This window comes from Streptomyces sp. NBC_00207, from assembly GCF_045160965.1.
GTDB lineage: Bacteria > Actinomycetota > Actinomycetes > Streptomycetales > Streptomycetaceae > Streptomyces.
In genome coordinates, this window is the sequence record NZ_CP130715.1 from 1,765,181 (window position 1) to 1,782,942 (window position 17,762).

At 73.7% G+C, this 17,762-nt stretch carries 18 protein-coding genes; 7 read left to right on the forward strand and 11 right to left on the reverse strand.

Annotated features, from left to right (window positions below; genetic code table 11):
• Positions 1-73: 73 nt before the first annotated feature.
• The 3 genes from OG472_RS08715 to OG472_RS08725 form a co-directional block, all read right to left on the reverse strand.
• On the reverse strand, positions 74-808 hold the full coding sequence (locus tag OG472_RS08715; protein ID WP_401604290.1) for a hypothetical protein: 735 nt from the start codon (positions 806-808) through the stop codon (positions 74-76).
• A 116-nt stretch (positions 809-924) separates the two neighbouring features.
• On the reverse strand, positions 925-1,419 hold the full coding sequence (locus tag OG472_RS08720) for a hypothetical protein (protein WP_401604293.1): 495 nt from the start codon (positions 1,417-1,419) through the stop codon (positions 925-927).
• A 218-nt stretch (positions 1,420-1,637) separates the two neighbouring features.
• Positions 1,638-2,372 (reverse strand): DUF899 domain-containing protein, encoded by a 735-nt coding sequence (locus tag OG472_RS08725; RefSeq protein WP_401604295.1) that lies wholly within the window; start codon positions 2,370-2,372, stop codon positions 1,638-1,640.
• A gap of 354 nt (positions 2,373-2,726) precedes the next feature.
• Here OG472_RS08725 and OG472_RS08730 point away from each other — a divergent pair, with 354 nt between their 5' ends.
• From OG472_RS08730 to OG472_RS08740, 3 genes are all read left to right on the forward strand, one after another.
• Positions 2,727-3,566 (forward strand): DUF2182 domain-containing protein, encoded by an 840-nt coding sequence (locus tag OG472_RS08730; protein WP_405941251.1) that lies wholly within the window; start codon positions 2,727-2,729, stop codon positions 3,564-3,566.
• A 139-nt stretch (positions 3,567-3,705) separates the two neighbouring features.
• Complete coding sequence (locus tag OG472_RS08735) at positions 3,706-4,374, forward strand: DUF1326 domain-containing protein (protein ID WP_401604300.1); 669 nt, start codon at positions 3,706-3,708, stop codon at positions 4,372-4,374.
• A 111-nt stretch (positions 4,375-4,485) separates the two neighbouring features.
• Positions 4,486-5,550, forward strand: a complete 1,065-nt coding sequence (locus OG472_RS08740; protein ID WP_405941252.1) for an NAD-dependent epimerase/dehydratase family protein — start codon at positions 4,486-4,488, stop codon at positions 5,548-5,550.
• A 122-nt stretch (positions 5,551-5,672) separates the two neighbouring features.
• Here the strand turns inward: OG472_RS08740 and OG472_RS08745 are convergent, their stop codons facing one another.
• Together OG472_RS08745 and OG472_RS08750 are read right to left on the reverse strand one after the other, a co-directional pair.
• Positions 5,673-6,782, reverse strand: coding sequence for a sensor histidine kinase (locus OG472_RS08745; protein ID WP_405941253.1), 1,110 nt, complete (start codon positions 6,780-6,782; stop codon positions 5,673-5,675).
• Positions 6,775-7,575, reverse strand: coding sequence for a response regulator transcription factor (locus tag OG472_RS08750; RefSeq protein ID WP_405941254.1), 801 nt, complete (start codon positions 7,573-7,575; stop codon positions 6,775-6,777). Before OG472_RS08750 ends, OG472_RS08745 begins: the two co-directional genes overlap by 8 nt.
• Positions 7,576-7,698: 123 nt before the next feature.
• Between OG472_RS08750 and OG472_RS08755 the strand changes: the two genes are divergently transcribed.
• Genes OG472_RS08755 through OG472_RS08765 form a run of 3 tightly spaced genes read left to right on the forward strand, consistent with a single transcriptional unit; the run spans position 7,699 to position 9,688 of the window.
• Positions 7,699-8,415 (forward strand): glycosyltransferase family 2 protein, encoded by a 717-nt coding sequence (locus OG472_RS08755; protein WP_401604309.1) that lies wholly within the window; start codon positions 7,699-7,701, stop codon positions 8,413-8,415.
• Positions 8,412-9,032: a DUF2064 domain-containing protein gene (locus OG472_RS08760; protein WP_405941255.1), complete on the forward strand. Its 621-nt coding sequence runs from the start codon at positions 8,412-8,414 to the stop codon at positions 9,030-9,032. The genes OG472_RS08755 and OG472_RS08760 overlap by 4 nt, the downstream gene beginning before the upstream one ends.
• On the forward strand, positions 9,029-9,688 hold the full coding sequence (locus OG472_RS08765; protein WP_405941256.1) for a methyltransferase domain-containing protein: 660 nt from the start codon (positions 9,029-9,031) through the stop codon (positions 9,686-9,688). Before OG472_RS08760 ends, OG472_RS08765 begins: the two co-directional genes overlap by 4 nt.
• A gap of 82 nt (positions 9,689-9,770) precedes the next feature.
• Here the strand turns inward: OG472_RS08765 and OG472_RS08770 are convergent, their stop codons facing one another.
• The gene (locus OG472_RS08770; RefSeq protein WP_401604318.1) at positions 9,771-10,175 is read right to left on the reverse strand and encodes a hypothetical protein; all 405 of its coding nucleotides are present in this window, start codon (positions 10,173-10,175) and stop codon (positions 9,771-9,773) included.
• On the reverse strand, positions 10,175-11,317 hold the full coding sequence (locus tag OG472_RS08775; RefSeq protein WP_405941257.1) for a molybdopterin-dependent oxidoreductase: 1,143 nt from the start codon (positions 11,315-11,317) through the stop codon (positions 10,175-10,177). The genes OG472_RS08770 and OG472_RS08775 overlap by 1 nt, the downstream gene beginning before the upstream one ends.
• A 114-nt stretch (positions 11,318-11,431) precedes the next feature.
• Here OG472_RS08775 and OG472_RS08780 point away from each other — a divergent pair, with 114 nt between their 5' ends.
• Entirely contained in the window at positions 11,432-12,865 is a 1,434-nt protein-coding gene (locus tag OG472_RS08780; RefSeq protein WP_405941258.1) for a glycosyltransferase family 87 protein, read from the forward strand.
• Positions 12,866-12,897: 32 nt separating this feature from the next.
• On the opposite strand, the gene OG472_RS08785 is transcribed toward OG472_RS08780, so the two are convergent.
• From OG472_RS08785 to OG472_RS08800, 4 genes are read right to left on the reverse strand one after another with little or no spacing between them, the layout of a single operon-like run.
• Positions 12,898-13,479 carry a GAF domain-containing protein gene (locus OG472_RS08785; protein ID WP_401604325.1) on the reverse strand — a complete coding sequence of 194 codons (582 nt, stop codon included), beginning with the start codon at positions 13,477-13,479 and terminating at the stop codon, positions 12,898-12,900.
• A 25-nt stretch (positions 13,480-13,504) separates the two neighbouring features.
• On the reverse strand, positions 13,505-14,344 hold the full coding sequence (locus OG472_RS08790) for a S8 family peptidase (protein WP_401604327.1): 840 nt from the start codon (positions 14,342-14,344) through the stop codon (positions 13,505-13,507).
• Positions 14,341-17,484 (reverse strand): adenylate/guanylate cyclase domain-containing protein, encoded by a 3,144-nt coding sequence (locus OG472_RS08795; protein WP_405941259.1) that lies wholly within the window; start codon positions 17,482-17,484, stop codon positions 14,341-14,343. Before OG472_RS08795 ends, OG472_RS08790 begins: the two co-directional genes overlap by 4 nt.
• 40 nt (positions 17,485-17,524) lie before the next feature.
• Entirely contained in the window at positions 17,525-17,752 is a 228-nt protein-coding gene (locus OG472_RS08800) for an aroma-sacti cluster domain-containing protein (RefSeq protein ID WP_401604563.1), read from the reverse strand.
• Positions 17,753-17,762: the final 10 nt, after the last annotated feature.

Sequence of the window (17,762 nt, forward strand, 5' to 3'; positions counted from 1 at the left end):
TTGACGCCCGAGCCTTCGGCACGCCCTGCTCGGGGGGCTCGTCCGGTCTCGCCGGACCAACCCCCCGAGAGACTCAGTGGCTGTGCCCGTCGTTGTGCTCGGGCGCCTTCGTGCCGGGCTTGTCCGTGGGCGCGGTGCCGACGGCAGCCGGGGCCGAGGGGCCGGTGGTCGTGGCGTGATCGTCTGCCGCGGGCCCACCCGTAGTGGACTCCTCAGCGGTGCCATGGCTGTGGCCCTGGCCGCCGGGCGGGGTCTCCATGGAGGCTGCGACGTCGCGCAGCCCGAAGTAGGCGACGGCCGCCACGGCGAGGACGGTCAGACCGACGGGGCTGAAGACGCGGTGCCAGGGCGTTTCGGCATCCTTGATCACGTACGCGATGAAGGAGACGACGAGGCCGGTGGGGACCAGAACCGCGCCGCGGGCGGGGAAGTCGTCGAAGTGCTGCAGTCCACCGCTGAGCATGCCGATGCCGAAGGACAACAGCAGCGAGGAGCCGATCACCACCAGTGCGCGCGGAAGCCCGGGCCGCTCCCTGGTGAGGAGGAACTCGTTGAGGACGGTGGCGGCGAGGAAGACGAGAGCGCCGTAGAGGGCTATCCGCGTGTAGCGGTCGGGGTCCAGCGGGTGGTGGACGACCGCGCCGCTGATGAGGCCGGCGCCGACGAAGTACCCGACGTAGCCGAGATAGCGGGCGGCCAGCGAACGCTTGCGGGACGAGCGCTTCCTGCGCCGCTCAGCCCGCCCTGTCGCGGGAGCGACCGGCTCGGGGTCCGCAGGCCGGGCGTCGACGAGACGAATGGAGGTCATGTGCGAGTTCCTTGGGTGCTACAGGTGTGGCTCATCACCCGGCGCGCACCGGCAAGGGCCGGGCCGGGGTGGGCGATGAGAGTCAGGGCAGGTCAGGACAGAGCGTCCGGACGGGCCTATACCTGCTGCACCACGGAACTGAGGGAACTCCGCCAGGGCGGAAGACCGGACGGAAGCGTCGGGGCCCAGAGCTGCGGCCGCATCGCGGCAAAGGCAGGGGTCAGCTCTTCCAGGGGAACGAGGTGCGGGCACGGCAGATCGCAGCCGTGCTCCGGATGGCCGGAAGCGCATGCCTCGGCGGAGTGTGAGTGCCCGGTGTCGCCGTCTGTCCCGCTAGGCCCCTCATCGCCAGGGTGGTGGGTCCCGGCGACCTCGGCGGACGCCGCGTGGGGCACGGTGGCGGCCCCGCCGGTGACGTGCGCGGAGGCACTGTCGGCTCCTGCGGCGTGGGTGTAGAGGAGGGCGAACAGCAGGGCGGCCAGCCACAGCACCCGCAGCGGATCCGCCGTGCGGCGGCTCCGCCTCGTGCTCGACACTGCCCGGCCCGTGACCATGCCGAGACCATATCCGGCGGCCGGAACCCGCTCTCCGGCAGCCCCCTGGTCGATCATGCGATGCGACGGTCTCCGTACGTTCGGGGACCCGGGCAGATGGTCCCGGCGAACTCACCCGTGCTCGGAACCACCCCCGGAGGACGCTCCGCAACCGGCGGTCACGGCCCGGAGCACTCCGCGAAGAGCGGCGGCACGGGCGGCAGTCCCACATCGCGCATCCCGGCATGGGCGGCTGCGACCGCCACGCCCCGGAGGCATCAGATCAGGCCGCTCTCTCAGGTCTTTTCGTACTCGTCGTGGCGGCGCAGCCAGTGAGTCTCCTCGCCCTCCTCGTGGCGGCCCAGCGGCGTGCGGTCGAGGAGGCCGTAGTAGGCCATGGCCGGCTCCAGGCCGCGGGCGGTGGTGGCGTACGTCCGGTAGACGGCGCCGTCCGACAGCGCGTAGCAGCTCAGCCCGGGGCCCTCGGTGACGTAGCCGAGCACGTCCGTGCCGCAGGCCTCCGCCATCTGACTCACGGTCGCCGGAACCTCGCCCTGGAGGAACGGCTTCAGCTCCTCCTCCGTGTACTGGAAGCCGAGGTCGCGGTGGAAGTCACTGCCGCCCGCGCAGACCCAGTCGAAGCTCCAGCCCATCCGCTCCCGGTAGGCGAGGAGCTTGTCGACCGGCGCCCGCGAGGAGCAGACCAGCGTCACGTCACGGGCCTTGATGTGGACCGCGTTGGGGTCGAGCGTGTCCGCGATCGAGGAGCACACCGGGCATCCGGCCTCGTACGGCGGGCCGAACATGAAGTGGTAGACGAGCAGCTGCGAGCGCCCCGCGAAGAGGTCCGCGAGCGACCTGGTCCCGCCCTCGGTCTCGAAGCGGTAGTCCTTCTCGACCCGCACCCACGGAAGGTCCCTCCGCTTGCGCGCGAGCTCGTCGCTGCGCCGCGTGAGCTCCTTCTCCTGCGCGAGCAGTTCGTCTCGGGCTGCCTCGAACTCCTCTTGCGTGCCGACCCTGTGCTCGCGCATGGCCCTTCTCTCCTGTGCGGGAGGAGAACACCCCATCGCGGTGGGCGGTCTCCCGCATCGGCTGCCTCGGCGACTGCACCGGCGTACCGGTACGGCTGCACCGGCGGTCCGGCCCTACGTCCACCGTACGCGCGGCGGCGGACCTTCGAGGGCGAGGTCGAACCGCCGGTCTTCGTCGTCTCCGACCGGCCGCGGCTGCAGCGTTTCCAGCCCCAGCCCCAGCCCCTGCACCGCTGATCCGCGGGCAGGTCGCCGGGGATCCGCCGGCGACGCCTTCGGCCGGCCTCCCGGTTTTGGGCCTTCCGGTTCTGTGATCTGCTGGAGAGGGCAGCTCGCGTCCTTGGGAGGCGTTCCATGCCGCACCTTCGCCTGGCACCTCCGGCACCTACGCGGCCGGGAGTCCTGCTGCCCGCGCGTGATCTGGCGGTCGCGTGGGTGCTGATGGTGCTGCTGGCCGCCCTGGCGTGGGTGCTCACCATCGGCCAGGCCCGTCACATGGGGATGGAGCCCGGCACCATGGGCCTGGCGCTGCCCCTCTTCCTGCTGCTGTGGGTCGTCATGATGGCGGCGATGATGCTGCCTTCCGTGGCACCCGTCGCCATCACCTGGGTCCGCGGGATCAACCGCCGTGCGGTCGGCCCCGGCCGCACCCTGCGGATCGCCGCGTTCGTCAGCGGCTACCTCCTCGCCTGGACCGCCTTCGGCCTGCTCGTGTACGCCGCACTGGCCGCGACCGGACACCTCGTGGACCGCAACCCCGGGGCGGGCCGCTGGATCGGCGCCACCGCCTTCCTCCTCGCGGCGGTTCAGCAGTTCGGGCCGCTGAAAAGCGTCTGCCTGCGGCACTGCCGCAACCCGATGTTCCAGCTGGTCCAGTACTCGCGCTTCCGTCCCTGGGCCAAGGACCTGCGGGTCGGTGCGCATCACGGGCTCTACTGCGTCGGATGCTGCTGGGGCCTGATGATCGTCCTGATCCCGCTCGGCGTCATGAACCTGGCCGCGATGGCCGTACTCGCGGCGCTGATCTTCCTGGAAAAGCTCTGGCGGCAAGGGCCCTGGCTGGCCTGGGCCGTCGGCTTCGTCTTCCTCGTCCTGGCCGTGCTCGCCCCCTTCCAGGACTGGCTGCTGCCCGGCCTGGAGATGTCCGGTCCGTCCATGGACCAGATGACCGGCTGGACAGGCCGGACCGGCTGAGGCAGCTCCCGGGCTGTTGCCCACGTGGCAGCAGGAGGAGAATTGAAGGCGAGGTTCCACCGAGCTCCGGTGTTGGCGTCCGGCGTGGCCTTGCCGACCAGGCGGTTCTTGCCCGTGCGGGCCATCAGGAGGCGATGAGATGTCCGAGACGACGGCGACTGTTCCGAGATGGCACACGGCCGGTGACTGGTTCGATACGTGCAGGTGCAGTGTTCCCTGCCCTTGTTCTTTCGCCCAGCTGCCCACCGACGGCGAATGCGACGGTGTCCTGGCCTGGCACATACGCGAGGGTAACTACGGTGAGGTGCGCCTGGACGGCCTCAACGTACTGATGCTCGGCTCCTTCGTCGGCAACGTGTGGGCCGAGCACACCGATACGTACGCGGCCGTCTTCCTCGACGAGCGCGCCGACGATGCGCAGCGCGAAGCCCTTCAGATGATCTTCGGCGGCCAGGCCGGAAGCTGGCCCGCCGAGATGGTGGGCATGATGGACGCCGAGATGCGGGGCATGGACTTCGCCCCGATCCGGATCGAGGTCGACGAGGACCTCGGCAGCTGGCGCGCCACGATCCCCGGCCGGGTCGAGGCGAGCGCCGTGGCACTGACCGGACCGACGACACCTGACGGCGCCCGGGTCCAGTCGACCAACCTGCCGGGCTCGGAGACCGGGCCGGGGCAGGTCGCGACCTGGGGCCGCTCGACGGCGGACCGCGCCGATGCCTTCGGCTTCCACTGGAGCAGGGAGGGCCGGTCCAGCAAACACATCACCTTCGACTGGACGGGCCCCGACCAGGGCGACGGGCACTGACCCCGGCCCCCAGCGCCACTCCGGCGGATCCCGCGGCTCTCGTATGACGGAAGTCTTACGTGCACGCGTGGGAGCCCGCCGCGGGGTTCGGCACTGCGTAGCGTCCTGGGCATGCGCGTACTCGTCACCGGAGGGGCCGGGTTCATCGGCTCCCACATCGTCACCGCCCTCAAGGCCCGCGGGCACGTCCCCGTCGTCCTCGATGCCCTGCTGCCCGCCGCCCACCCCGGCACACCGCCCCTGCCCGACGCCGAGTTTGTGCGCGCAGACGTACGGGACGCCGACGCGGTCCGGGCGGCGCTGAGCGGAGTGGACGCGGTGTGCCACCAGGCGGCGATGGTCGGCCTCGGGAAGGACTTCGCCGACGCCCCCGAGTACGTCGGCTGCAACGACCTCGGGACGGCGGTGCTGCTGGCGGAGATGGCGGCCGCCTCGGTCCGGGAACTCGTGCTCGCCGGGTCGATGGTGGTCTACGGAGAGGGCCGGTACACCTGCGAGCGGCACGGAACGGTACGCCCCGGGGCGCGGCGGACCCAGGACCTCACGACAGGGTGTTTCGAGCCGCGCTGCCCCGACTGCGGAGCCGAGCTCGCGCCGGGCCTGGTCGGCGAGGACGCGCCGACCGATCCGCGGAACGTGTACGCGACGACGAAACTGGCCCAGGAGCACCTGGCGGCGAACTGGGCCCGGTGCACGGAGGGCAGTGCGGTGTCGCTGCGCTACCACAACGTGTACGGGCCGGGGATGCCGCGCGACACCCCCTACGCCGGGGTGGCTTCGTTCTTCCGGTCCGCGCTCGCCAGGGGTGAGGCCCCACGGGTCTTCGAGGACGGTCGGCAGCGGCGCGACTTCGTCCATGTCTCGGACGTGGCCTCGGCGAACGTGGTGGCGCTGGAGGCGGTCGGCGGTATGTCTGCCGGACGGCTGAGCGCGTACAACACCGGCAGCGGGGATCCGCACACGGTGGGAGAGATGGCTTCGGAACTCGCCTCGGCGCACGGCGGACCGGCACCGCTGGTCACGGGCGAGTTCCGCCTGGGCGACGTACGGCACATCACCGCCGACTCCACCCGGCTGCGCAACGAGCTGGGCTGGCGTCCTGCGGTCGGCTTCGCCGAAGGAATGGCCGAGTTCGCGCGGGCCGGACAGCGCGCATCGGCGGGGGCTGTCGGCTGAGCTCGTCGTGCTCGTCGTGCTCGTCGTGCTCGACGAGCTTCGGCTTCCGGGTGTCCTCGTCCGTGGCGCTGCAGCCCTCGGTCTGCTGCAGAGCGGCGACTCCGGGGTCCGCGCGACACGGCCTACGCAGGGGCCGGGAGGGTCAGTTCGAAGCGGCAGCCGCCGGGGACGTTGTGGACGTCGGCGTGGCCGGAGTGGGCCTCGACGATGCCGCGGACGATGGCCAGGCCCAGGCCGGCGCCCGACGGAGGCGTACGCGCCTGGGAGCCGCGCCAGCCCGTGTCGAAGACGCGGGGCAGGTCCTCCTCCGGGATGCCGCCGCAGGCATCGGTGACGGACAGCACCACCGCGTCCGCGCGGCGTTCGGCGGCGATCGCGACGGTGCCGTCGGCCGGGGTGTGGCGGATGGCGTTGACCAGCAGGTTGGACAGCACCCGGGTCATCTCCTTGCCGTCCACCTCCACCGGGAGCGGGGCGACGCCCCCGCCCGCCAGCCGTACCCGGTGTTCGCGGGCCAGGGCGTCGGCGCCCGCCAGCGCGTCGCCCACCAGGTCGTAGAGGGACATCCGGGTGGGGCTGAGGGAGAGCGCCCCGGCGTGGATCCGGGACAGCTCGAACAGGTCGGTGACCATGGAGTTGAGGCGTTCCACCTCGGCGCGCATCTGCTGGTGGTAGCGGGCCGGATCGGCCGCCATGCCGTCCTCGAGCGCCTCCGACATGGCGCGCAGCCCGGCCAGCGGGGTCCGCAGGTCGTGCGAGATCCAGGCCACGAGCTCCCGCCTGGAGGTCTCCAGGGCCCGCTCGCGTTCACGTGAGGCCACCAGGCGCTCGCTGGTGAGGGCCAGTTCGCGGCTCAGCGCCGCGAGTTCGGCGGGCGCCGGCACGGTGGGAGCCGTGAAGGTGCCCGCCTCCCCGAAATCATGCGCCGCACCGACGAGTTCCCGGCAGCGCAGCACGACCTGGCGGCCCAGCAGCAGGGCGGTGCCGAGCGACACGGCGGCTGCCATCGCGACGACCGTGGTCACCACGGCGAGGTCGTGGGAGGACAGGAACATCGCCCAGGCGACCGCGAGCGTCCCGGTGAGCATCGCGGACACGGCGACCGCCGCGACGACCGCGAGGGACACGGCGACGCTCCGCCGGCGCAGGACCCGCAGCGCGACGGCGCCGAACAGCCCGGCGGCTGCCGCGCCGAGGAAGGCGTACAGGGCGATCAGCAGCAGGTCACGCACGGCCGTCCTCCGCCCGTGTCCCGGCTCCGGCCGTCGGCCGGTCGGACGCGTACGGGCCTGCCTCGAAGCGGTATCCGGCGCCCCAGACCGTCCGGATCAGCTGCGGATCGGCCGGATCCTTCTCGATCTTGCTCCGTAGCCTGCGGACGTGCACGGTGACGGTGGAGAGGTCGCCGAAGTCCCAGCCCCAGACCTCGCGCATCAGCCGCTCCCGGTCGCAGACCTGCCCGGGGTGCCGCAGGAAGTAGACGAGGAGGTCGAACTCCCTCAATGTGAGGGGCAGTTCCGCTCCGTCCCGCGTCGCCCGGCGGGCGGCGGGGTCCACCGCCAGGCCGGCCGCCATCAGGCGCGGCTCGCCGGCGGGAGCTGCCGAGGACGCCCTGCGCAGGACCGACCGCACGCGCAGGACCAGCTCGCGCGGGCTGAAGGGTTTGGTCACGTAGTCGTCCGCGCCCACCTCCAGGCCCAGGATCCGGTCGTCCTCGTCGCCGCGCGCGGTGAGCATGACCACGGGTACGGAAGGCCTCCCGTCCGCCCGGGCCCGCAGCCGGCGGCAGACCTCCAGGCCGTCCATGCCGGGCAGCATGAGGTCGAGGACGACGAGGTCCGGCCGGTGCCGGGCGGCGGCATCGAGGGCGGCCGGGCCGTCCGCGGCACGTTCCACGGTGTAGCCGGCCCGCTCCAGATATCCGGCCACGACCTCCGAGACGGTCGGATCGTCGTCCACCACGAGAACGCGGCCCGTGACGTCGCCGTGGGAGGGACCGGGGTCGGCTTCGTTGCTGGGTGCCATGCCTCCAGAGTGTCATCGCTGCGTCCCGGGGTGGACCCCGGTCCGCCCCGTGCGACGCGGCGTCCGCATTTCGTAAGGTCTGCGGGCGCCTTTCCTCGCCTTCCGGTTCCTACGGTGTGGAGGGTGACTTCTTCTGCTTGTCGTCCGCCCCGCGCGGACCTCGTACTGCCGTGCCTCGACGAGGCGGAGGCCCTGCCCTGGGTGCTGGCGCGGGTGCCGGCCGGATGGCGGGCCATCGTCGTCGACAACGGCTCCACCGACGGCTCCGCGGACATCGCCAGCTCCCTCGGCGCCACCGTCGTGCACGAGCCCCGGCGCGGCTTCGGGGCCGCCTGCCACGCCGGGCTGCTCGCCGCGCGCGCCGAGCTGGTCTGCTTCTGCGACTGTGACGCCTCCATGGACCCCGGTCTGCTCGGATCCATGGCCGAGCGGGTCGCGGCCGGCGAAGCGGACCTTCTGCTGGGCCGACGGCGCCCGCAGGGGCGCGGCGCATGGCCCGCCCACGCCCGGGCGGGGAACTTCGCCCTGTCCCGGATGCTGCGCCGCCGCACCGCACTCCGGCTGCACGACCTCGGCCCGATGCGGGTCGCGCGCCGCGAGGCGCTGCTCGGCCTGGAGCTGACGGACCGGCGCAGCGGCTACCCGCTCCAGATGGTCGTACGGGCCGCCGATGCGGGCTGGCGAGTGGCCGAGACGGACATCCCCTACCTGCCCCGGTCGGGGAAGTCCAAGGTCACCGGAACCTGGCGGGGTACGTGGCACGCGGTGCGGGACATGCGCCGGGTACTGGCCGAGCCACCGGGCACCCGACCCGCACCGGCCGGGGGGACTTCGGCATGAGCACCCTCCTCGTCATCGCCAAGGCCCCGGTCGCAGGCCGCGTGAAGACCCGTCTGACTCCGGTGTTCACCCCGCAGCAGGCGGCGGATCTGGCCCTCGCCTCGCTGCAGGACACCCTCGCCGCGGTCCTGGCCACCCCGGCCCGGCGCCGTGTCCTGGTCCTGGACGGAGAGCCGGGACCCTGGCTGCCGGAGGGGATCGAGGTCGTCCCGCAGTGCACGGGCGGCCTGGACGCCCGGCTGGCCGCCGCGTTCGCGCTGACCGACGGGCCGGCCCTGCTCATCGGGATGGACACCCCGCAGGTCACTCCCGGCCTCCTCGCGTCCGGACTCGACTTCACGGAGGCGGACGCCTGGTTCGGGCCGGCCGACGACGGGGGGTTCTGGGCACTCGGCCTGGCCGCTCCCGACCCGGACCTCCTCCTCGGCGTGCCGATGTCCGTGGTGCACACGGGTGAGATCCAGCGGCGCCGGCTGAGCGATGCGGGGCTGGCCGTAAGGGATCTGCCCGAGCTGTGCGACGTGGACACACCCGCCGACGCGAAGCGGGTCGCCGCGGCCGCACCTCGGACCCGTTTCGCCGCCCTGCACTCCGGCCTGTGCGCGGTGACACGATGACCGCACAGCTCACCGAACCCTCCACCCGCGCCTGGCAGGCCGACCCGTACGCCGACGCGCTGCGCGTCGGCCGGGGCCCGCTCTACCTCCGCCGTCACGACGGCTGGCTGCTGCCGCTCGAAGTGGAGCGGTGGTGCGCAGAGCCCGACGCGGCCGACGACACCGTCCTGGCCCGATGCACCGGGCCCGTCCTCGACATCGGCTGCGGCCCGGGCCGTCTGGTCGCCGCCCTCGCCCGGCTCGGTCGCACGGCACTCGGCGTGGACGTCACCCCCGAGGCGGTGGCCCGTACCGTGCGGGCGGGTGGCAGCGCCCTGTGCCGGTCGGTGTTCGACCCGCTTCCCGGCGAGGGCGGTTGGGGCACGGTCCTGCTCATCGACGGCAACATCGGCATCGGCGGGGACCCTGCCGGGCTGCTGCGCCGGGCCGGCGAACTGACCGCACCCGGCGGCTGCCTGCTCGTCGAGGTGGCCACGGCCGACGTCGACGAGCGCGTCGAGGTGTCCGTCGAGGACGGCAACGGCGGACGGGGAACGGCCTTCCGGTGGGCCCGGCTCGGTGCCCGCGCCCTGCGCGCCGAGGCGAGGGCCGCGGGCTGGACTCCGTACGACACGTGGCAGGCGGCGGGCCGGCAGTTCGTGCACCTCACCCGCTGACAGCTCCTGCGCGAAGAACCGCCGGGGTGGGGTCCGCACTTCTGCGGATCCCACCCCGGCGGATGCTCGCGCGGCGCTCTGCTCATGCGCTCCGGCGCGCCCTGCGCAGCACGGCACGCACACCGGTGTGGGCGAGGGTGAACAGCGCGATGGCGGCCAAGGCGAGCAGCCAGTTGCGCAGGTAGTCGAGCGGCAGGACGGTGGGGTTGGCCACCCCGCCGGGTCGCAGGAGCGGAGGCAGGGCGACCGCCGTCACCGAACCCGCGACGATGAGGCCCCCACGCGGTACCCCGCGCAGGCGCACTCCCGCCGCGGCGGCGAGCGCGGCGATCGCGATCACGAGCGGTGCGAGGAACCCGTCGTGCACCGCGACCGCTCCCCCGAGCCAGACGGCGATCCGCCACGGCTCGGGCTGCCGGAGCAGCAGAAAGCCGCCCCAGGCCGCGCACATCAGCCCGACCCCGCCCGTCACGTAACGGAAACCCATCACATGACCTCCAGTCGGCCGACCCACTTGGTCTGCAGGACGCCGGGCCGGTTCGGGGCGATGATCCGCGCCGGGTAGCCGTGGTCCAGGGACAGCACCTCGCCGTTCAGCCGCAGCGCGAGCAGCGTGAGCGGGTCCTGCGCGTAGAGGCGGCCCATCTCCATCATCCGGTAGGCGCCCGCCGCCTCCAGGGAGACCACCCGGGCCCGCGCACCCGGGCCACCGCCCGCACGCTCCAGGAGGTCGCGTACCCGTACTCCGGTCCAGTGGGCGGACTTGCTCCAGCCCTCGACGCAGGCGATGGGCAGGGTGACCTCGTGCTGTGGCATGGCGCGCAGCTCATCCAGCGTGAGGGTGTACGGGCGCGGCCCGTCCACGGTCAGCAGCCAGCCGGTCAGCGAGGCCTCCGTGACACGAGCCGCGGCGGCCGTACGGTTCACGGGCAGCCCCTGGACCCCGTGGGCGGGGCTGCGCGGGCCGAACAGCTCCAGCGGGCCGAGCGCGGTGACGGACTGTCCGACCGTGGTGAGCGTGACCGCTCCGACCGCGGCCGTGACGCCGAGGAGGAGCTGCCTGCGGTCCGGCCCGTCGGCCTCGGGCAGGGCCAGGGTTCCGGGGGAACGGCGCCTGAAGTGGGCCCGGATCTGCGGCCATTGCACGGCGACGTGCAGGAGCAGCGAGCCCAGGAGGAGCCAGGCGACCGCGTAGTGGACGGGAACGAAGTTGAAGAGCCAGGGGTACCACTGGAAGGTGTTCAGCAGCCCGGTGAACAGCTCGAACAGTGCGGCGGCGACGAGGACGGCCACGGAGATGCGCTCCAGGGCGTGGAGAACCGATCGCACCGGAGGCCAGGCGAACAACCGCGGGTAAACGGCCCACAGTTTGGCCAGCAGCAGGGGGACCGCGGCGATCCCGGAGGCCACGTGCAGGCCCTGGGTGAGCCGGTAGCCCCAGTACGGGCGGCTCGGCAGCCGGTCGGCCAGCCATCCCGGCGGGTGCTGGAGGTAGTGGCTCAGGACACCGGTCGCGAAGCAGACGACCATGGCCAGGCCGAGCCAGCGGCCGATCGTGGTCGCGGTGCGGGCATCGTGCAGGCGCGCCTTGAAGGTGACGGGCGGCCCCGGAGGCAGGGTGAAACGCATGCCCCCATCACACCCTCGACGGGGCCGGTGCGGGGTGCCGGAACTCCTTACGAAACACGGACGCTCGCGGCGCCCGCAGCCGTCGGAGGGCCGATTCCTGCAACGCTTCCGCAGGTGAAGCCCCTTACCCCGCGCACTGCGTCGGCCGCCGCCGTCCTCGCCGTCGCCGCCCTCACGGCTGTTCTCTCCCTCACCGTCCGGTACGGGGGCTACTTCAGCGACCCCGTCGGCCTGTTCTGGTGGTACACGGCCTGCTGGGCGCTCTTCGCCGTGGCCCTGCTGGCACTGCGCCGGGTCCCGGCCCGCCGGGTCGCGTGGCTGATCGCGGCGGGGGCGGTCGCCGTCACGGCGACAGGGCTGTGGGGACCGCCCAGGACCAGCACCGACTCGTACCGCTACGCCTGGGACGGCCGCGTCCAGTCCGCCGGCATCTCCCCGTACGACCACACCCCCCAGGACCCGGCGCTCGCCCGGCTGCGCGACCCCTGGCTCTTCCCCACGGGCGCCGCCTGCCAGGGCCCCGGCCTCGCCCCGATCCCCCACACCGGCAGTGCACCCCACTGCACCCGCATCAACAGGCCCGCCGTCCACACCATCTACCCGCCCGTCGCCGAGGCGTACTTCCTGGCCGTGGACCGGCTCTCCCCCGACGGTGCCCGGCACAAGCCGCTCCAGGCGGGCGCCGCCCTGATCTCCCTCGGCGTCACGGGCGTGCTCCTCCTGATCCTGCGACGGCGCGGCGACGACCTGCGCAAGGCCGCGTACTGGGCCTGGTGCCCGGCCGTCCCTCTGGAGGCGGTCAACAACGCGCACGTCGACGTCCTCGGCGTGCTCCTCGCGATCGCCGGGCTCGGCCTCGTCGCCTCCCGCTCACCGACCCGGCGGGCAGCGGGCGGAGTACTGATCGGCGCCGCCATCGCCACGAAGCTGATGCCGGCCGTCGTCCTCCCCGGCGCCCTGTCCGGGGTCCGCCGCCTCCGCGACGCGGCCGCCGTCCTCCTGCCCGCCACCGCCTTCGTCGTGCTCGCCTACCTCCCCTACGTCCTCCTCTCGCACGGCTCGGTCTTCGGCTACCTCGGCGGCTACGTCGAGGAGGAGGGCTACGAGGACCCCTCGGCCGGATCCCGCTACTCGCTCCTGCGCCTGGTCCTGCCCGACACCTGGGCGTTCCCCGCCCTGGTGGCCGTCATCGCCGGCCTGTCCCTGTACGTGATGTGGCGGGGGGACCCGCGGCGTCCGTGGAAGGGCGCCCTCACGGTCACCGGCTGGGCGTTCGTCCTCCTCACCCCCGGCTACTCCTGGTACGTGCTGCTCCTCATCGCACTCGTCGCCCTCGACGGCCGCTGGGAATGGCTGGGCACCGCGCTCGCGGGCGCCGCCGTCTACGTCCTCGGCCCGGCCTTCGGGCACCAGCCGACGCTGAGCAACCTCGCCTACGGCGCCGCGGCTGCCCTCGTCGTCGTGATGAGCCGGGTCCGACGAGGAGCCACCACTCGGGCGGTCGACCGCCCGGCCGCGCCAACACGGCAAGACGCTCCGCGCCACTGACCCGGGAAACGGCACACGACGGCCGGCGCCGCTCACTCCCCGAGGAGGCGGCGGGCTTCCGAGAGCAGGCGCAGGAGTTCGGTGCGCGGAGGGTCGTCCGGGTCGTCCGGGGCCGGCCGGGGCGCGTGGGTGGTCAGGACGTGCAGGGCGACGGCGGCCTGACGGGCGAAGAGGCCCAGCAGGTCGAGCTCCGGCAGGCCGGACCGGGCCTGTGGGGACGGGTCGAGCACCTCCAGGACGCCGAGGATCCGGTCCCCGCGGATGAGAGGGGCGGCCATCAGCGCGTTCGGGACGTAGCCCGTGGACTCGGCGATGTCCCGGTCGAAGGAAGCACTGTCGTGCAGGTCGTCGACCACCATCGGCTCCCCCGAGGCGGCGACCCACCCGGCGATCCCCCGGCCCGCCGGGAACCGCCGACCCACCAGGAACTCCTGTCCCTGCCCGGAGACGGCCTCGAAGATGAGCTCGTCCGCCGTGGCGTCCAGGAGCATGATGGAGCTCGCCTGCGCGCCGAAGATGGCGCGCGCGGTGTCCACCACCGACTGCAAGAGCTCCGCCACCGCCGGATCGGGCCGGGGTGCTGCGGACACGGCAGGGGCGATCGTCTGAGCCATGGGGCTTCCCTTCCGGCGCCGGTCGTTACCGGCGTCCGTGGACACGGACGTTGGCTGCGGACAGGTAGAGGGCGTTCTTCAGCTGGAACGGCGTCAGCCGGGGGCCGCTCGACAGGATCCGCGCGCAGAGCCCCGCGATGAACGGGGTGGCGAAGCTGTTGCCGGAGCTGCGGATCGACGTGCCGCCGAGCCACGCCACCTGGACCCTCTGGCCGGGGGCGAAGAACTCCACCGGGGGCTCGGGGTTGTACAGGTGGAGATCCGGGTCGTCCTCCTGGTGGCTGCCGACCGAGATCACCGAGGAGAAGCGCCAGGGAAAGCTCTCCACGCGCGTGTTGTGCGCGGCGGCCACGATCACGGTCTGCTGGAAGTAGGCCTCGTCGGCCAGTCGGCGCAGCTCGTCCACGAAGCGGTCGTGGGTGGTGGACAGGCTCAGGTTCACCACGTCGAACCGCTGGCGCACGGCCCACCGGATTCCTTCGAGCAGGACGTCCCCGCTGCCGGAGAACCGGTCGCCGAGCACCCGGATGCTGGACAGCTCGCAGTCCGGAGCGGTGCGCCGGATGATCCCGGCGCAGGCGGTGCCGTGACCGCAGGCGTCCCCCTCCTCCGTCTCCTCGACGTGGACCCCGTCGGCGTCCTTGAAGACCCGCCATGACTGTGCGACCGGGCCGACCATGGGGTGGTCCCGTTCGACACCCGAATCGACCACGCAGACGCGTACGCCGCGCCCGGTACCTCCGAGGAGGCCCGTCTCGGGCGGGTCGGGCGGGCCGTCGGCCTCCACGGGTACGTCTGCGGGGCCCCGTCCCCGCAGGCCCCAGGTGAGTGCGGGCGCCGGCACCGGTTGCCGCGCGGCCGTCATCGTGGGGCTTCCATTCCGGCTCCGGTGACTCGTCCGGCGGCGGGGCCGTGCCCGGGCGGGCGGATGCGGCAGCGGGAGACCAGGGCCTCGGCCTGGCGTACGGCGGGGAGATGGCCCTTCACCGCGAAGCGCCGGCGGGCGCGCGTCGCCGCCGCGGCTGCGTCGGCCGGGCGCCCCAGCGCGAGGGCGGTACGGGCGAGGTCGAGGGCGGCGGTGCCCTGGACGATGGGCGAGTCGGTGCGGGCGGCGGTGGCGAGCGCCCTGGCGGCCAGCCGGGTGGCGGTCGCGGCCTGCCCCCGCGCGGCGGCGATCCGGGCGCACAGGCCGTCGAGGTCCGCCGACTCGGCCCGCGGCCGGGCCGGCTGCGCCCGCTCCCCCTCCAGTTCGGCGAGGGTGCCGCGGGCGGTACGCCAGTCGCCGAGGTCCAGCCGGATGCGGGCGGCGTCCAGCAGGGCACTGCGCAGCAACGCCGTGGCGCCCAGGTCCCGCGCGGCGGCGGCGGCCCGCTCCAGGCTCAGGAGCGCCTCCTCCCGGCGGCCGGTCAGGTCGGCCACGGTCGCGGTGAAGATCGGCAGGAAGGCGTCGGCCTCGGCGTAGCCCAGCCTCTTCGCGAGGTGCTCCGCCTCCGCGAGGCAGGCCAGGGCCCCGTCACGGTCGTCGTGGAGGGCCAGCACCACCGCCAGCGGGCAGTTGAGCGTCAGCCGGACGGCCCGGCGACCGGCCCCCTGGTCGGCAAGGAGCTCGCGGCAGCGGGCCACCGCGTCCGCGACCGGTTGGGGGCCGCGCCAGAGCGAGACCCCCAACGCGCCGAGAGCCGCGGCCCGCTCCGGCTCGGCGTCGGCGCGTACGGCGTGGTCCAGCGCGCAGGCGAGCAGTCGCTCCGCCGCCCGGTGCCGGCCTTGTTCCTGGGCGCGCTGAGCGAGCCGCAGGCAGGCCCTGGCCTGGCCGAGGTCGTCGCCGGCCGCCGCGAAGACCGGCAGGGTGGCGCCGGCGGCCTCGGCCGGCGACTCGCCCGGCCCCGCGGACCTGCCGACCGAGGCCAGGGCGAGGCGGGCGTGCGCGGTCTCCACCACCTCCCCGCCGCCGGCCAGGGCCTCGGCCAGCACCTCTTCGAGCAGCGCTCTGCCTTCCGTGCCGCGCCCCAGGTCCAGCAGCGTCTGGCCGAGCCGGCGACGTGTCGCCGTGCTTCCCGGCTCGCCCGCCGCATACCGGGCCGTGGCCCTGGACAGCACGTCGGCCGCCCACACGGGGTCGGCGTGGGCCAGTGCCAGCCGCCCGGCCTCGGCGAGCGCGTCGGCGGCGCGCCGGCGCAGCCCGTCGGTGTGCGCGTCCTGGGCGCCCAGCTCGACCCGATGGCGGTACGCCTGTTCCAGATGGCCCCCGACCGCCGCGCTGCCCCGCTGCCGGACCGAGTCCAGTCGGGCCGCCCGTTCGTGCCGGTCGGCCCGGTCCTGCTTGGACTGGCTGGCGTAGACGACCTCCTGGATCAGCCCTCCGGCGAAGCGGAACGCCCCGCCGTCCGGCCTGATCAGTCGGTGCCGGACCAGCCGGTGCAGCAGGGGCCGGAGCTCGGACCCGGTCCACCCCGGCGCGGGATGTCCGGCGAGCGCCGTCAGTTCACCGGCGGTGAAGTCGCCGCCCAGGACGGACGCCAGGCCCAGGGCCTGGTGCTCGGGCGGATCGAGCGCGTCGATCCGGGCGCCGATCAGGGCCTGGAGCGGGAGCGGGACGCTGTCCGCGCCGACCGGGTCGCCCGCGGCCAGCAACTGCTCCAGGTGCAGCGGGTTTCCGCCCACCCGTGCCAGGACCTGGGGGGCGAGCGGCTCGCCGGGCGCCGCGCCCCCGGTCAGCTCGGCCGCGAGGAGCTGTGCCTCAGCGTCGGAGAGCCCGCCGAGCGGCACGGTGCCCAAGGCCAGCTCGGGTCGTACGTCGAACAGTTGGGGGCGGGTGAGCAGAATGATCAGTACGGCCGCGTCGGTGAGTACCCGCAGCAGCCGGTCGAGGGCGTCGAAGAGCGGCTGCGCGGCCCAGTGACAGTCGTCGATCACCAGCACCACGGGCTCCGCTTCGGAGAGCCCGGCGAGGACCTTGGCGAGCGCGGCGCAGGTGTCCGCCGGCGACGGGTTGGGCGTCCCGTTCAGGAGCAGGCCTTGGTGGAGCAGGTCGAGTTCGGGCGACGGCAGGGCCGTGCCGCCGGTCCTCAGCAGGTCGGCCACGGCGTCGGCGAGCGGTCCGAGGCTGGGCTGTTCGCCACGTGCCCGGCAGCGCCCGACGCCGTGCCGTGGGCCGCCGGCGGTGGCCGTGGCCCTGTGGAGCCACTCGCGCACGAGTCTGGTCTTGCCCTGGCCCGCCTCCCCGCCGACCACCAGGCGATCGGCCCGGCGGGTCCGCACCACACGGTCCAGCGTCCGCTCGATCAGGGCGAGTTCGCGGCTCCTCCCGATGAATGCGAGGTCGAACCGGCGCAGCGCCTCGGGGCCCTCCTCCTCGTCCAGGCCGAGCAGGCGGTGACCAGTGACCCGGTCGCTCTTGCCCTTGAGCAGCAGCGGGCCGGTCTCCGTCGTCCGGACGCCCGGCCCGGCGGCCGCCAGGGTGTCCGGGCCGATGAGGATCTCCCCGGCGGCGGCGTTCTGTTCCAGGCGCGCGGCGACGTTGACCACCTCGCCGGAGACCATCGCCTGCCGCAGGGTTGCCGAACCCGTCACCGCCTGACCGGTGTTGAGACCGATGCGCATCTCCAGCCGTACGCCGACGCCCTGCTCCAGCCGGACGTTGAGCCCGGCCAGCGCCTCCCGCATGGCCAGGGCGGCGGCGACGGCCCGGCGGGCGTCGTCCTCCCGCACGGTCGGCACGCCGAAGACGGCCATCACGGCGTCCCCGATGAACTTCTCCACGGTGCCGCCCTGCTCCTCGATCCGCTGCCTCATCAGGTCGAACCAGCGGAGCGTCACCGAGCGCAGGGTCTCCGCGTCCAGTGCGCCGGAGAGCGCTGTGGAACCCACCAGGTCGCAGAAGAGGACGGTCACCACCTTGCGGCCGGTCGGCTTGGCCGTGACCGGCCCGAGGGCGCACGGGCTGCCGCAGTAGGGGCAGAACCGGGCGTCGGGCGGCAGTGCCCTCCGGCACGAGGTGCAAGGCATGGATTCCTCCGGTGGACGCGGGACCGCGGGGCGGCCGGGGTCAGAAGAGAGCGCCGCCCGCCACGTCGGCATGGGCCTGCACCTCGGGAGCCGCCGCGTCGAGCCGCCCCCTGATGTCGACGAGCAGAGCCAGTTCCTCCGGGGCCAGCGCGCGCAGGACCTCGTACTGCTCTTCGCTGAGGGCGTCGAGTTCGAACCCCGCGGCGGCCAGCGCCTCCAGGGTGGGCTCGGACGGGGAATCGCCGGACGAGGCGTCGTCGTACGGGATGGAGTCCTCG